Origin of the sequence: Bacillus mycoides, from assembly GCF_001757995.1 — a bacterium.
GTDB classification, from domain to species: Bacteria; Bacillota; Bacilli; order Bacillales; family Bacillaceae_G; genus Bacillus_A; species Bacillus_A mycoides_B.
In genome coordinates this window covers 1-14,103 of record NZ_LXLV01000002.1, presented here as the reverse complement: position 1 = coordinate 14,103, position 14,103 = coordinate 1, and the positions used below count along the sequence as shown (strand labels likewise).

Below are 14,103 nucleotides of genomic sequence, written 5' to 3'. Positions count from 1 at the left end.
AAACTACTTATGTCAAATGACGGCACCTTTTAGCGTGCAAAAAGCCGAGGAATCTCTCCTCGGCTACCGTAGCATAGAAAGTATCTTACAACTACTGGTTTCGTTTCATTAATTGCTGTTCTGCAATTTCTATAGCACGTTTCACCATATTACCAGCATCTTTCGCACGAATTCCGCCCCATCCTTCTTTCTGAACAACATCATAAAAGCCAAGCTCTTTTGCAAGCTCTTCTTTAAATTGATTTGACATGACTCCTCTTCGTCTACTCAATGCAGAGTCCCTCCTTATTTTGCTACGGTATAATTAGTATGCAAAATAATATAGCTTTTCATTTATGGGAATATATGTAACAAACAACACATTAATTATAAAATGCTTCATTATGAGGTTCATCGTAAAATGTTAACTCTACTGTCTCTGTTAAAACATCTGCATAACTATAAGATACACGTTGCAATGCATCTTCTTGCTGATCTAACTGTACAACAAACACAGAACGATACGTTTCTGCAAGTACACCCGATTGCTCCACAGTTTTTCTTCTTCCACTATTCGCCTTTAATACAAGTCGCTGTCCAAGATGGTGATCTAATTCGCTTTTAATTTCATCTAAACGTTTTGACATATACCTTGCTACACCTCGCTGTAATTTAGATTGAACACTTAAAACACGATATATCTATCCCAATTATTAACCGCAATTTACAGACAATATCCTTATAAAAGCATCATGCGTTCAAATAGATGGAAGAAATACTATATTGTACAAGTATCATTGTATAGTCTGCACGTTCTTGTCCCTTTTTATCCAGATTCATTTAAATCATTTCCACATAAAAAAGCAAGATACGTATGTACCTTGCTCATTCATCATAATGTTGAAAGGGTAATCCCGTTCGTAAAATCCCTCTTGTTTCAATTCCGCCTAGTCCCTTTTCACCAGTAATTGTATTACGCACAACGTCCCATACATTGACTCTTTCCATAAATGAGGTGAAACTAACTTTGCCAACTACATATACCGGATCTAGAGCATGAATATTAATTCTAGACGGTGAACTAGCGAAATTAGCACCTGCTCGGATCAACGCCTCAAAGTGTGATTGACAAGCCCCAGCAAAAATAACGAGTTGATCTAATGATGGATACTTTTTTCGCACTTCTCGAACAGCCTGTACAAAATGTCTAGAATGTCTATATGCTGCTAAATCTCCCATAACTCCTTTTGACTTTGTATATGCATCATGTCCTGTAATAACTAAAATGTCTGGGCGAAAATGATCTATTAAGTCTACTACCTTTTCATGCATCTCTGTTTCCTTACAATGAATACCTTGAACAGGCACGCCTATTTTATTATATAAATCTAAGCACTTGCGCAAATATAAAGGATCTCCATCTATATGCAATACACGCCCTGGCATTTGAAAATAATTCACTTCACTTGTATATCCACCAGTTGAATTATGTTCATGTCTTTGTTTCATCAACACGTAATCTTGCTGAAACAACCGGTAAGTACGCTCCATTGTTTCTTTTTCACGCTTCACTCTTTTTTTATGTTCTCGTTGATCTATACTAATTAAATCTGCAAGTGGTGCATCCGCCACAAGTCTAATTTCCTCTCCAAATAATATTGCCATATCGCCTTTTATTTCTATAATACGAAAAAGAATATCCCTATTATGAGAATATCGTTCAACTAATTCTCCAACATGTAAAGCCATTCTCCTACCTCCAAACTCGTTAGGCCATCTTACCTGTTTTTAAAGTATGAATTTAGGAAAGGAAAGGTGACAACAGGGACAGCTCAAGTTGAACTGTCCCTTTCATATTCTTATGACAATTTATGAAGAATTAATGCGTTACTTAATGTTGCAAACTCTTCGATAGATAGCGTTTCGCCTCTTCGCTTCGGATCAATTCCTACTTCTGTTAAAATTCGATCCAACAGCTCTTTATCTTTCGGGAAACCATTTAAATTATTTGATAAATTATTCATTAAAGTTTTACGACGCTGTGCGAAACTTGCTCGTACTACTTCAAAGAAGAAAGTTTCATCTGTCACTTCTACAACTGGTTTAGGACGCTTTAGAAGACGGATAATCGCTGAATCAACATTTGGTTGTGGTACAAACACTGTACGCGGTACAGTCATAACTGTTTCTACCTCTGTATAATACTGAATGGCAATTGATAAAGAACCATACTCTTTCGTTCCAGGTTTAGCAGCTAAACGATCTCCAACTTCTTTTTGCATCATAACAACAAATCCACGAACCGGTAATTTTTCTTCAAGCAATTTAAATAAAATTGGTGTTGTAATGTAGTATGGTAAGTTAGCTACTACCATTACATCTTGTCCTTCTTCGAATTGCTCACTAAACACTTCATGTACATCTGCTTTTAGTACATCTTTATTTATAACTGTAACGTTGCTATATGGAGCTAACGTCTCGTCTAAAATTGGTAATAATCTCTGATCAATTTCAAAAGCCACTACTTTTTTAGCACGCTTCGCCAATTGCTCTGTTAACGCACCGATACCTGGTCCAATTTCAATTACGCCACTTTCTGAACCGATTTCTGCGTGATCAACGATACGATTTAATACATTTGTATCAATTAAAAAATTTTGTCCTAAACTTTTTTTGAATGAAAATCCATACTTTTCAACAATGTCTTTCGTACGATTTGGTGTTGCGATATCCTTCATTTTTTTTCCTCCTGTATTACTTGCTTATAAGCTTCTGCAAATGATTCCTTTGAAACTTGAAACATTTGTAAACGTTTATGTAACTGTTTTGCGTTTGTATAACCAATCTTTAATAGCTTACCCACTCTTTCTCTGCGACTCTTTGCCATTTCTCCGCCCACTAAGCCCGCATCGACTAGATCACTCCAACTAATTTCACTTGTGTAAGCTTCCATTTCTTCATGTATATTCTCTAAAGCACGGCGAATCGACTCATTAGAAGCATGTTCGATTCCAACACCTTTTTTCCTTTTCGCAATTGCTTCTTCCTTCGGTAAAAAAGCATGCTTACATCCAGGAACCTTGTCAGAAATAATTTTTCGAATACGCTCTCCAGGATAATCCGGATCTGTGAAAATAATAACGCCTCGTTTTTGCTGCGCTAATTTAACTTGCTCAATAACATGATCACCGATTGCTGAACCGTTCGTTTCAATTGTATCCGCATCAACAGCACGTTTAATCGCAACTGTATCATCTTTACCTTCTACAACGATAATCTCTTTAATTTTCATGCTTGCCTCCACACTCGTTTCATCTCTACTTAGTAAAACAAAAAAATGACGACTTTTCCATTATTATTTTCCCAATCTTACATTTTAAAAAGTAGAAGAGAAAAATCTTTGTTCACTACCCTTATTGTAACACTTCTATCTCCATCTTAATTTATCCGCAATATTTCTACACTTATGTTATGAGTAAATAGTGGGTTCTTATCATTTCTACTATCTCTCTTCTCAAAAAACAAAAAAAGAATGGGACTCCCCATTCCTTTTTATTCAACACCAAATAAGGCTTTGGCATTCTTTGTTGTTATTTGTGCTACTTCGTCATAAGAAATTCCTTTTAAATTCGCAATTTCTTCTGCTACCAGTTTTACATAACTAGGTTCATTTCGTTTCCCTCGAAATGGATGTGGTGTTAAATACGGGCAATCTGTCTCTATCAATAATTTTTCTAACGGAATCTCCATAGCAACTTCTTTTGGTTTCTTGGCATTTTTAAATGTTACTGGCCCACCTAATGAAATTAAAAAGTTCATATCGACACATCGCTGCGCTACTTCTACACTACCGCTAAAGCAATGCATAATGCCTCCTACTTCAGCTGCATTCTCTTCCTCTAGAATATCAACAATATCTTGAGTTGCATCGCGGTTATGTATAATAATCGGTAATTTCACCTTTTTCGCTAATGCAATTTGTTTACGGAATACTTCCTTCTGTATTTCTTTTGGAGACTTATCCCAGTGATAATCTAATCCCATTTCTCCAATTGCAACTACTTTAGGGTGAGCCGCTAATTCTTCTAACCAAGCTAAATGTTCTTCTTTCATGTCGATTGCATCAACAGGATGCCATCCAACTGCAGCGTAAATAAAATCATAAGCCTCTGCTAATTCAATTGCTTTCTTTATCGTTACTTCATCAAATCCAACAACAACTGTATATGTAACTCCCGCTTCTTTCATTCTCGCGATAACTTCTTGTAAATCTTCTTCAAATTGCTCTGCATTTAAATGTGAATGTGTATCAAACAACATAATAAATAACTCCTTTTATATTGAAATCAATTCTCTCATAGAAAAACTACACTCTTTCTAACTTAACGATAACAATACTATAATTTTAATGCAAAAAAAGAATGTAAAAAGAAAAAAGATGCTTCACCAATGTTACACGTGAAACATCTCTTTTCTTGTCACAATTACTTGATCTTTGTACCATTTGGTAATTTTTGGTCAATTGATGCTAATGACAATATGCCATCCTCTTCACCTGCTAAAATCATACCTTGTGATAATTCACCACGTAATTTCACAGGTTTTAAGTTCGTTACACAAATAACCTTTTTACCTTTTAGTTCTTCTGGGGAATAGAATTTAGCAATCCCAGAAACCACTTGACGCTTCTCTGTACCTAAATCAAGCTGAATTTTTAACAACTTATCTGCTTTTTTCACAGGTTCAGCGGATATTACTTCAGCTACTCGTAATTCTACTTTAAAGAAATCATCAATTGTAATTTCTTCTGCCTTTGGTTCTTCTGCTTTTTTCTCTTCTACTTGAGAGGCAGAACCTTGCATTTGTTCTTTAATATACCCCACTTCTACTTCCATTTCCAAACGAGGGAAAATAGGGTTTCCTTTTTCTACTTTTGTTCCAGCTGGAATACATCCAATTGTAGATAGGCTTTCCCAAGATTTATGCGCCTCTTCAGTAAGTCCAAGTTGAGCAAACATCTTACTTGGTGCTACTGTTAGGAATGGCATAAGCATAATACCTGTTTGACGAAGTACCTCAGCTAAGTGGGCCATTACAGACGCAAGTTTTTCACGATCATTCTCATCCTTCGCTAATACCCATGGCTGCGTTTCATCAATATATTTGTTCGTACGGCTAACTAATTGCCAAATGGAACTTAGTGCTACAGAGAATTCCATATTCTCCATTGCCTCTTCTACTTTTTTCAATGTATCTTTGGCAAATGTCACTAGCGTTTCATCGAACTCAGTTACATTTGCTTTAAATGCAGGGATCTCCCCGTTAAAGTATTTATCAATCATAGCTACTGTACGATTTAATAAGTTACCTAAATCATTCGCTAAATCAAAGTTGATTCGTTCAACAAATCCTTCTGGTGTGAATACTCCATCAGATCCAAATGGAACTTCACGAAGTAAGTAGTAACGCAATGCATCTAATCCGTAACGATCAATTAGTGTAACTGGATCTACTACGTTTCCTTTTGACTTACTCATTTTTCCATCCTTCATTAAAATCCAGCCATGAGCAAAGACTTTCTTCGGAAGTGGTAAATCTAAAGCCATTAAAATAATTGGCCAATAAATTGTATGGAAACGAACGATTTCTTTCCCAACTAAATGGACATCTGCTGGCCAGAATTTTTTATACTTCTCTTCATTTTCTGTTCCATATCCTAATGCAGTAATGTAATTAGACAACGCATCTACCCATACGTAAATAACGTGTTTTGGGTTACCTGGAACACGAACTCCCCAGTCAAATGAAGTACGAGAAACAGCTAAATCTTCTAATCCTGGTTTAATGAAGTTATTAATCATTTCATTTTTACGGGACTCCGGCTGAATGAAATGAGGGTTATCTTCATAGAACTTTAATAGTCGGTCTACATATTTACCCATTCTAAAGAAATACGATTCTTCGCGAACAAGTTCTACAGCGTGACCACTATCTGGGCTTTTTCCACCAACTACTTTGTCACCTTCCATAATTGGATCTACTAATTGATGCGCTGTATAGAATGTTTCATCTTGTACAGAATACCAACCTTCATATTCATCAAGATAAATATCACCTTGATCTACTAGCTGCTTGAAGATTTTCTCAACAACATCTTTATGACGATCTTCAGTTGTACGAATAAAATCATCATAAGAGATATCCATCTTCTCCCAAAGTTCTTTAATCCCTGATACAATGTTATCCACATATGCTTGTGGTGTAACATTTAGTTCTTCTGCTTTCTTTTGGATCTTCTGTCCATGCTCATCAGTTCCTGTTAAATAATGAACATTGTATCCTTGCATACGCTTATATCGTGCCATGGCATCTCCTGCTACTGTCGTATAAGCATGTCCAATGTGTAACTTTCCACTTGGATAATAAATTGGGGTAGTAATATAAAAGGACTTATTTTCCTCTTTCATCGTTTTGGACCTCCCGAATAACCTCATATGTATTTATAAACAGTATATCAAAAACTCACATATAAAAACGAGTTAATGCTCGATATCTTTATCATCTATTACTCATATTCAAAAAAATATACAATATTTTTCCAAAAAGTATAAACATTATAAAAATAATACGAAACAATTATAGAAATGACTCACATTCTATTATATATAAGAAGTATAAAAATCTATAAATCTTTTTTAAAAATATAGAATTTAAGAATTGACGGAAATGTAAATGATTGGTATCATATGTCCATAGGGTATTTTGTCGAAAAATGACGAATCAAAAAAATAGACTCGAAACTTATAAACTATTTATTTAGGAGGAAAAGAATTATGAAATCTACTGGTATCGTTCGTAAAGTTGATGAATTAGGTCGTGTAGTAATTCCAATCGAATTACGCCGTACTTTAGGTATTGCAGAAAAGGATGCTCTTGAAATCTACGTTGATGACGAGAAAATCATCTTAAAGAAATATAAACCAAACATGACTTGCCAAGTAACTGGTGAAGTATCTGATGGTAACCTATCTTTAGCTGAAGGTAAAATTATCTTAAGTAAAGAAGGCGCTGAACAGGTCTTAAACGAACTTCAAGATTATATCGAAACAGCAAAATAAGCTTCTCAATTATGAGAAGCTTATTTTTTATCCACATGATAGATTTGATATACATCACGTTTCGACAAATCTCGGTCTTTAGCGACTGTTTTAATCGCTTCTTTTGAATTCATACCTTTTTCATTTATATAATGTTCAATATGATTATATACTGAAATAGCTTCCCACCATTGTTCTTCTGGAGTAGGTTCTTCTGTTGAACCTGCTACTAAAATACAAAACTCACCACGGACTTCATTTTGCTTCGTCCATTCAATTGCTTCCTCAATTGTGCCACGAATAAATTCTTCAAATTTTTTCGTTAGCTCGCGACATAATACGATTTCTCTATTTCCTAACACGTCTTGCATAGAGATTAAAGTATCATCTAAACGATGCGGTGCCTCGTAAAACATCATTGTAGTTGGAATATAGCGCAGCTTTTCTAACTCAATCTTACGTTCCTTTTTATTTCTTTGCAGGAAACCATAGAAATAAAAGTGTTTTGTCTCAAGTCCTGATGCAATCAATGCTGTAAGAGCCGCATTTGCCCCAGGGAGTGGAATAACATGATATTGTTCTGCCACCGCCTCTACAACAATATCGTAACCAGGATCTGAAATACATGGCATACCAGCATCACTTACAATGGCTACAGTCTTACCATCTTCTAACTTATCTAAAATTTTTCGTCCACTTACTTCTTTATTATGCTCGTGATAACTCATAACTGGTGTTTCAATTTCAAAATAATTACAAAGCTTCTTCGTTTGCCTTGTATCTTCCGCAGCAATAACATCTGCCTCTTTTAAAATTCGGACTGCACGAAATGTCATATCCTCTAAATTTCCAATTGGAGTCGGTACTAAATATAAAAACCCTTTTTCATTTTGCTGAAAGCTTTTTTGCTGCCACATAGCGTTCTCCTTTTTGCATATATTCTTCTTTTTGTTTCCTCGTTAACTGTTTAAAGTGATATTCAGCTTGCATAGCCGTTCGTTTATCCTCATGATTCTCTACATATTTTAAACCAACTGGAAGCCTAGCACGTGTATATCTAGCGCCTTTTCCACTATTATGGGTCTGAATCCGTTTTTCTATATGATTTGTATATCCAGCATAATAACTTCCATCAGAACACTCCACGACATAAAAACAATGCTTATTCTTCTCCATATAAAATTGAACGAAGCTCCTTTGTATATTCATTGTTTTCTTCGTATACAAAAAGAGGTGGTAAGATTTTTAAATCTGCATTCCCATCCTTAATTCCTTCAATTAACAATGTATTCGCTTCTTTACCAGCTTTAGGATAAACAAATCGCACACGTTTCGGTTCGATTTTGTATTTGCGCATTAATGTGACGATGTCGAGCAACCGACCTGGACGATGTACAAATGCTACTTTCCCACCCTGTTTCACTAGCTGGCTACTTGCATATACAACATCCTCTAATGTGCACATAATTTCATGACGAGCTATCGCTAAATGTTCATTGATATTCTTCTCAGAAGTTTGTGGTGTTTGAAAATAAGGAGGATTACATGTTACAACATCATATTGATGACGTCCAAGTTTCTCCGGCATATCTTTCAAATCTCCATGGATTAAATGAATTCTTTCTTCTAAATTATTGTATTGAACGCTTCTTATTCCCATATCATATAAGCGCTCTTGAATTTCTACACCTGTAATTTTCCCTTTTGTCCTCGTACTTAATAAAAGAGGGATAACTGCGTTACCTGTACACAAATCAAGTAAATTACCTTTTTGAATTGGAACCCAAGCAAAATCTGCAAGTAAAACAGCATCCAAAGAAAAATTAAATACTGATGGACTTTGTACAATCTTCATATCTTGCGCTAATAAGTAATCTAAACGCTCATCTTCATATAAATTCATATATTGCTCCCTTTCTTACACTTAACCTACCCTATTTCATCCTCTATTAATGTAAAAATAAATTTCATTCTACTCTCATGTATAAAAAATTACCTTTCCAATTATATTGGAAAGGTAATCTCATTTTTTATTTAAAAATGACAGACAGAATAAACAATCTCCCTCTTTACGTACACTTCCATAATGTAGATTACAAATATGAAAACCTTCTTGATATAGTCTTGCTAGGTTATCGTAGCCTTCACCAATATCTGTCTTCGCCTTCATTTCTTTGCGTTTTTGAGTTTTTTGTTTTTCCTTGTTCTGCACTTCTTCAAAACGATGTCGCAAATTTTCATTTTCCATTTTTATATGTTGGTTTTCTTCCAATAATTCTGCAAGATGTTGTTTTAATTCTCCCAACTGTTTGTATAAATGTCCAATTTGCTCTTCCATACTAGAAACCGATGCAAAAATATCCTTTTTCTCCACAAGCACCCACCTCATTAATCTGTGGTTTGACTCGAAACGACCCCTTTATTAATTAATTCATCTAACGTATATTCTACTATCCGTTCCTTGTCTACTAGCTCCACTTGAATTAATCTTTCTAAAATATTTAATCCGATAACACGGCCAGTACCATGCGGTGTTTGTATACGTTGATCTAAATCAGGAAGTTGTTCCTTTGCTGCCTCATATTCATCATTCTCATATTTTAAGCAACACATTAAGCGACCACATAAACCAGAGATTTTTGCAGGATTTAATGATAAATTTTGATCCTTTGCCATTTTAATGGATACAGGTTCAAAATCTCCTAAAAAAGTAGAACAACAAAGCATACGACCACATGGGCCAATACCACCAAGCATTTTTGCTTCGTCACGAACGCCGATCTGTCTCAGCTCAATTCTTGTCCTAAAAATTGCCGCTAAGTCTTTCACTAGTTCCCGGAAATCAATCCGACCATCCGCAGTAAAGTAAAAAATAATCTTATTACGATCGAACGTATACTCTACATCTACAAGCTTCATATCAAGATTATGTTCTCCTACCTTTTGTTGACAAACTTGATATGCTTCTTTCGCAGCATGCCTATTCTCTTCAACAATGGTACGATCATTTTCATTTGCAATACGAATAACTTTTTTAAGCGGTAATACAACGTCGTTTTCATCAACTTGCTTTTTGGTAATAACTACTTTTCCGTATTCAATACCTCTTACCGTTTCTACAATTACAAACTCATTTTCTGAGATATCGAACTGATTTGGATCAAAGTAATATACCTTTCCGGCCTTCTTAAAGCGAACACCTACTACATCATACAAAACGGTCATCCCTCCTGCAACCGCAACACTAACTGTTCGAACACAAGCTGCGCATTTACATTAGCGTTGATTCTATTTTTTGCCTCTAATATATTAAAGAGAGCTGATACAATGCGCTTCTGAGCATAAGAAAAGGATTCAAACATCTCTTTCTGCTCATGAAAAACAAGACGATCTTCTTCTCCAAGTTGAACATATAATAAATCCTTATAAATAAGGAGTAACATATCTAAGCCTTGCTGTAATTGTTCTTTCTCTCCAAAGTGCTTCCCCCATTTTTCTTGTACAAAAAAAATAGAGGCCTTATCTTTTTCGAGCGCTTCACATAATTTTATCACTAAAGCTCTCGCTTGTGCAAACCATTCATCATTACACATTAATAAAGCTTCTTCAAAACTATTTGTAAGCTGCGCAGCAAGTGTAGATAAAGAAACTGTAATACCTTCTTCCTCTAACCTCTTAATTAAAGATTCTGTAGGCAACGGCCTAAACGTAACAACTTGACAACGAGATAAGATTGTATTTAAAATCTGATGACTTTGTTCAGTAAGTAAAATAGCTGTTGTATCACTACTTGGTTCTTCTAAAAACTTTAAGAGCGTATTCGCTGCATTTGCTGTCATACGATCTGCATGCTCAATAATATATACTTTTTTATTTGCTTCTAATCCTGTTTTTGAAAACTCTTCTTGTAAATCATGAATTTGCTGTTTTTTAATAGATAATCCATCTGGTTTTACAATATGTAAGTTTGGGTAGTTACCTGAATCAATTCGGCGACAATTCGTACATACATGACAAGGCTCTACACCATTTCTTTGTGAACAGAGAAAACTTTTTGCCATTTGAATTGCTGTGGCGAACTTCCCAGTCCCTTTCCCTCCCTCTAACAAGTAAGCGTGGGATATACGCTCTTTTGCAATGCTATTCATCAACATTTTGACACCGATGGGCTGTATAGCAGAAAGCTGCTCCCACGTATTTATCATACTGCATACCTCACTTATTTCATTCTTTCCTTCTATTATAACAATTTATCTTCTATAATCTGAACAACTTCTTCTATAAGTTTTTTCATTGGTTGATCAGCATTTACTAATACAATGCGATTAGAGAAACGCTCTACAACTTGTAAATACCCTTCACGCACACGTTTATGGAAAGAGATATCTTCCATATCTAGTCGATTTACTTCACGTCCTGCATCTTTTTCGATTCGTGCTAAACCTACCTCTGGCTCAATATCTAAATAGATTGTTAAACTAGGCATACAATCTTCCGTTGCGAAACGATTAATTTCAAATACTTTATCCATACCTAAGCCTCTTGCATATCCTTGATACGCTAAAGAGCTATCTATAAAACGATCACATAGTACAAGATAGTTTTCCTCAAGTGCTGGCATAACTTTTTCCACTAAATGTTGTCTACGTGCAGCAGCATACAGAAGCGCCTCTGTACGTGCTTCCATCATCGTATACTCTTGTTTATGTAAAATTGTTCTAATATCTTCAGAAATTGCAATACCACCCGGTTCCCTGGTCGCCATTACCTTTTGTTCCTTTTGCTCAAAATATGGTAATAAACTTTTAATTAATGTTGTTTTACCCGAACCTTCTGGCCCTTCAATTGTTACAAATAATCCCTTCATCCTAAAACCTACTTTCTATATCATACACGTTCATATATTTCGTACTACCTTGAAAACGAGCCCCTGTTTTCTCTAAATGAGTAATTTGATTTGTATGTTCTTGAGTAATTCTCTCCCCATACATGATCAATGGAATTCCAGGTGGATACGGAATCACCATTTCTGCAGCTATCATACCAACGGCTTCTTCTATAGATACTAACTTCGTTTCGTATCTCTCTAATTGTTTATACGTATACGGTAAAGGGGACATCTCCCCTTTATAAGTATAACGAATTGATGCTGTCTTGTCTTTTACCTTATATTGCTGCAAAGCTACTCGAATTATCTCTATAGCTTTCATATACTCCTCATTTACTTGTAACGGTAATATAAATAGGACGTTATATGGATCTGCCATTTCCGTATATATACCGACCTTTTCAAATACAGACTGTAATTCATACCCCGATAACTGACAGCGAGTTTGCACCGTAACCTTTAATTCGTCTTGCGATGGATATTGCAAAATGGCTATTTGTGGGATAAATCGCAATCCTTCTCTAAATCGGCGTAAAAACTCAACGATTTCATCATGCCCCTCTTCCTTTATAACCGCTATTGCAAAACGCGCTATATCAAGAGAAGCCATAATTGGATACGATGGGCTACTAGATTGTAGCATACTTAAATAGGAGGAAACTTTTTCTTCGCTCACCAAATGGCTATTTATATGTAAATAAGATCCCATTGTCATCGCAGGTAATGTTTTATGTGCGGAATGAACCACAATATCCGCACCATAAACTAATGCTGACTTCGGGAAGGGGTCCCCTATACAAAAATGTGCCCCATGGGCTTCATCTACTAGAACAGGAATTTTATGTGCATGTGCGTAAGCGATACTTGCCTCTAAATCAATTCCCATACCATAGTAATTAGGATGTGTTAAAATAAGTGCTTTTGCATTTGGATACTTTGTAATTGCCTCCTTAATAACTTCATCATGAACACCTACTGGCACGTTATGTACTTCATCAATCCATGGATTTAAAAAGATCGGATTCGCCCCTGCTAATTTCAAACCATTAATGATTGATTTATGACAATTTCTTTGTACGAGGACAACATCATGCTCGCCGCAGCAAGACAAAATCATTGCTAAATTTCCAACTGTTGAACCATTAATTAAAAAATAACTTTTGTGCACGCCATATACTTCTGCTAATAATTGCTGTGCTTCATCTATACATTCAAACGGACTATGTAAATCATCTAATCCTGTTAACTCTGTTACATCAATCGATAATATGTCCTTAAACCCCCCTGTAGCTTTCTGAGGGAAGTTTAAACCATTCTTATGACCTGGAACATGAAAAGATAGTAATCGCCTTTCTTTAAATTCCATTAAAGCCTCATATAAAGGCATACGATTTTGATTCATATGTACCTCTTCCTTATTGTTCATTCTGTATCTATTATACAGATATTAGGGCAAAAAAAATAATAGGCATAATGCCTATTTAAAAATATGATACTTCTAATTTTCGCAGTTGTTTTAAATAATGTATATACTTCGGGTCATTTGTCTCAGTATTCACCAGATTTCTTTCGCACTCGTAACATATTAAATTATTATATACATATATTCCTTCTCTTCTTTCTGTCTCACAAACGATGCAAATTTCACTTAGTAATTTCATAATCTTTCCTCCCTTTTAAATAAACATATTATATACCTCTATTCCTTAACAAATTTCCGGAAAATATACATCAATTTCTTATATAATATGATTTACTCTTGGGCCACGTGTTTGTATTACTTATGTATTCCCTTTACTTTTTTCGCGTACTGTTTAAAAACAAAAAAACACAAGTCAAAAGACTTGTGTTTTTATCTTGCTTGGCGACGTCCTACTCTCACAGGGACAAGGTCCCAACTACCATCGGCGCTAGAGAGCTTAACTTCCGTGTTCGGTATGGGAACGGGTGTGACCTCTCTGCCATCATCACCAAACTATGAAGGCATATTCCTTCAAAACTAGATAACATTTGCTACACATTATATGGTTAAGTCCTCGATCTATTAGTATTCGTCAGCTCCACATGTCACCATGCTTCCACCTCGAACCTATCAACCTGATCATCTTTCAGGGATCTTACTAGCTTACGCTATGGGAA

At 35.4% G+C, this 14,103-nt stretch carries 17 protein-coding genes and 2 rRNA genes; 1 reads left to right on the top strand and 18 read right to left on the bottom strand.

Annotation, left to right across the window (positions count from 1 at the left end):
• Positions 1-91 precede the first annotated feature (91 nt).
• From sspF to metG, 7 genes are all read right to left on the bottom strand, one after another.
• Positions 92-271 carry an acid-soluble spore protein SspF gene (gene sspF / locus BWGOE10_RS00200; protein WP_002094215.1) on the bottom strand — a complete coding sequence of 60 codons (180 nt, stop codon included), beginning with the start codon at positions 269-271 and terminating at the stop codon, positions 92-94.
• Between the two features lie 91 nt (positions 272-362).
• Positions 363-626: a biofilm formation stimulator Veg gene (veg, locus tag BWGOE10_RS00195; RefSeq protein ID WP_002107294.1), complete on the bottom strand. Its 264-nt coding sequence runs from the start codon at positions 624-626 to the stop codon at positions 363-365.
• A gap of 238 nt (positions 627-864) precedes the next feature.
• Positions 865-1,728 (bottom strand): sporulation peptidase YabG, encoded by an 864-nt coding sequence (gene yabG / locus BWGOE10_RS00190; RefSeq protein ID WP_070140501.1) that lies wholly within the window; start codon positions 1,726-1,728, stop codon positions 865-867.
• Positions 1,729-1,838: 110 nt separating this feature from the next.
• Positions 1,839-2,717 carry a 16S rRNA (adenine(1518)-N(6)/adenine(1519)-N(6))-dimethyltransferase RsmA gene (gene rsmA / locus BWGOE10_RS00185; RefSeq protein WP_070140500.1) on the bottom strand — a complete coding sequence of 293 codons (879 nt, stop codon included), beginning with the start codon at positions 2,715-2,717 and terminating at the stop codon, positions 1,839-1,841.
• Complete coding sequence (rnmV, locus tag BWGOE10_RS00180) at positions 2,714-3,271, bottom strand: ribonuclease M5 (protein WP_070140499.1); 558 nt, start codon at positions 3,269-3,271, stop codon at positions 2,714-2,716. Before rnmV ends, rsmA begins: the two co-directional genes overlap by 4 nt.
• Positions 3,272-3,531: 260 nt before the next feature.
• Complete coding sequence (locus tag BWGOE10_RS00175; RefSeq protein ID WP_070140498.1) at positions 3,532-4,299, bottom strand: TatD family hydrolase; 768 nt, start codon at positions 4,297-4,299, stop codon at positions 3,532-3,534.
• 164 nt (positions 4,300-4,463) lie between these two features.
• Positions 4,464-6,446 (bottom strand): methionine--tRNA ligase, encoded by a 1,983-nt coding sequence (metG, locus tag BWGOE10_RS00170; protein WP_070140497.1) that lies wholly within the window; start codon positions 6,444-6,446, stop codon positions 4,464-4,466.
• A 366-nt stretch (positions 6,447-6,812) separates the two neighbouring features.
• On the opposite strand from metG, the gene BWGOE10_RS00165 reads away from it, so the two are divergent.
• On the top strand, positions 6,813-7,097 hold the full coding sequence (locus BWGOE10_RS00165; RefSeq protein ID WP_000843037.1) for an AbrB/MazE/SpoVT family DNA-binding domain-containing protein: 285 nt from the start codon (positions 6,813-6,815) through the stop codon (positions 7,095-7,097).
• A 20-nt stretch (positions 7,098-7,117) separates the two neighbouring features.
• Here the strand turns inward: BWGOE10_RS00165 and rsmI are convergent, their stop codons facing one another.
• From rsmI to BWGOE10_RS00110, 11 genes are all read right to left on the bottom strand, one after another.
• Positions 7,118-7,993 carry a 16S rRNA (cytidine(1402)-2'-O)-methyltransferase gene (rsmI, locus tag BWGOE10_RS00160; protein WP_070140496.1) on the bottom strand — a complete coding sequence of 292 codons (876 nt, stop codon included), beginning with the start codon at positions 7,991-7,993 and terminating at the stop codon, positions 7,118-7,120.
• Complete coding sequence (locus BWGOE10_RS00155; RefSeq protein ID WP_070140495.1) at positions 7,962-8,252, bottom strand: GIY-YIG nuclease family protein; 291 nt, start codon at positions 8,250-8,252, stop codon at positions 7,962-7,964. The genes rsmI and BWGOE10_RS00155 overlap by 32 nt, the downstream gene beginning before the upstream one ends.
• Positions 8,239-8,979 (bottom strand): tRNA1(Val) (adenine(37)-N6)-methyltransferase, encoded by a 741-nt coding sequence (locus BWGOE10_RS00150; RefSeq protein ID WP_016106811.1) that lies wholly within the window; start codon positions 8,977-8,979, stop codon positions 8,239-8,241. The genes BWGOE10_RS00155 and BWGOE10_RS00150 overlap by 14 nt, the downstream gene beginning before the upstream one ends.
• 120 nt (positions 8,980-9,099) lie before the next feature.
• On the bottom strand, positions 9,100-9,450 hold the full coding sequence (gene yabA, locus BWGOE10_RS00145) for a DNA replication initiation control protein YabA (RefSeq protein WP_002009639.1): 351 nt from the start codon (positions 9,448-9,450) through the stop codon (positions 9,100-9,102).
• Between the two features lie 14 nt (positions 9,451-9,464).
• Positions 9,465-10,292 (bottom strand): stage 0 sporulation family protein, encoded by an 828-nt coding sequence (locus BWGOE10_RS00140; RefSeq protein WP_002107285.1) that lies wholly within the window; start codon positions 10,290-10,292, stop codon positions 9,465-9,467.
• Positions 10,293-10,297: 5 nt separating this feature from the next.
• Positions 10,298-11,281 carry a DNA polymerase III subunit delta' gene (gene holB, locus BWGOE10_RS00135; protein ID WP_002009636.1) on the bottom strand — a complete coding sequence of 328 codons (984 nt, stop codon included), beginning with the start codon at positions 11,279-11,281 and terminating at the stop codon, positions 10,298-10,300.
• A gap of 35 nt (positions 11,282-11,316) precedes the next feature.
• On the bottom strand, positions 11,317-11,943 hold the full coding sequence (gene tmk / locus BWGOE10_RS00130; protein WP_002091594.1) for a dTMP kinase: 627 nt from the start codon (positions 11,941-11,943) through the stop codon (positions 11,317-11,319).
• 1 nt (position 11,944) lies between these two features.
• The gene (locus BWGOE10_RS00125; protein ID WP_070140494.1) at positions 11,945-13,366 is read right to left on the bottom strand and encodes an aminotransferase class I/II-fold pyridoxal phosphate-dependent enzyme; all 1,422 of its coding nucleotides are present in this window, start codon (positions 13,364-13,366) and stop codon (positions 11,945-11,947) included.
• A 79-nt stretch (positions 13,367-13,445) separates the two neighbouring features.
• Positions 13,446-13,625 carry a sigma factor G inhibitor Gin gene (locus BWGOE10_RS00120; protein WP_070140493.1) on the bottom strand — a complete coding sequence of 60 codons (180 nt, stop codon included), beginning with the start codon at positions 13,623-13,625 and terminating at the stop codon, positions 13,446-13,448.
• 198 nt (positions 13,626-13,823) lie between these two features.
• Positions 13,824-13,939: ribosomal RNA gene (rrf, locus tag BWGOE10_RS00115) — 5S ribosomal RNA — on the bottom strand.
• A gap of 49 nt (positions 13,940-13,988) precedes the next feature.
• Positions 13,989-14,103: ribosomal RNA gene (locus tag BWGOE10_RS00110) — 23S ribosomal RNA — on the bottom strand; the annotation flags it as partial.

Bases quoted from the DNA above. Each gene is read 5' to 3' on its own strand.
- veg (WP_002107294.1), bottom strand. From the start codon at position 626: ATGTCAAAACGTTTAGATGAAATTAAAAGCGAATTAGATCACCATCTT.
- yabG (WP_070140501.1), bottom strand. From the start codon at position 1,728: ATGGCTTTACATGTTGGAGAATTAGTTGAACGATATTCTCATAATAGG.
- rsmA (WP_070140500.1), bottom strand. From the start codon at position 2,717: ATGAAGGATATCGCAACACCAAATCGTACGAAAGACATTGTTGAAAAG.
- rnmV (WP_070140499.1), bottom strand. From the start codon at position 3,271: ATGAAAATTAAAGAGATTATCGTTGTAGAAGGTAAAGATGATACAGTT.
- BWGOE10_RS00175 (WP_070140498.1), bottom strand. From the start codon at position 4,299: ATGTTGTTTGATACACATTCACATTTAAATGCAGAGCAATTTGAAGAA.
- metG (WP_070140497.1), bottom strand. From the start codon at position 6,446: ATGAAAGAGGAAAATAAGTCCTTTTATATTACTACCCCAATTTATTAT.
- BWGOE10_RS00165 (WP_000843037.1), top strand. From the start codon at position 6,813: ATGAAATCTACTGGTATCGTTCGTAAAGTTGATGAATTAGGTCGTGTA.
- rsmI (WP_070140496.1), bottom strand. From the start codon at position 7,993: ATGTGGCAGCAAAAAAGCTTTCAGCAAAATGAAAAAGGGTTTTTATAT.
- BWGOE10_RS00155 (WP_070140495.1), bottom strand. From the start codon at position 8,252: ATGGAGAAGAATAAGCATTGTTTTTATGTCGTGGAGTGTTCTGATGGA.
- BWGOE10_RS00150 (WP_016106811.1), bottom strand. From the start codon at position 8,979: ATGAATTTATATGAAGATGAGCGTTTAGATTACTTATTAGCGCAAGAT.
- holB (WP_002009636.1), bottom strand. From the start codon at position 11,281: ATGATAAATACGTGGGAGCAGCTTTCTGCTATACAGCCCATCGGTGTC.
- tmk (WP_002091594.1), bottom strand. From the start codon at position 11,943: ATGAAGGGATTATTTGTAACAATTGAAGGGCCAGAAGGTTCGGGTAAA.
- BWGOE10_RS00125 (WP_070140494.1), bottom strand. From the start codon at position 13,366: ATGAATCAAAATCGTATGCCTTTATATGAGGCTTTAATGGAATTTAAA.
- BWGOE10_RS00120 (WP_070140493.1), bottom strand. From the start codon at position 13,625: ATGAAATTACTAAGTGAAATTTGCATCGTTTGTGAGACAGAAAGAAGA.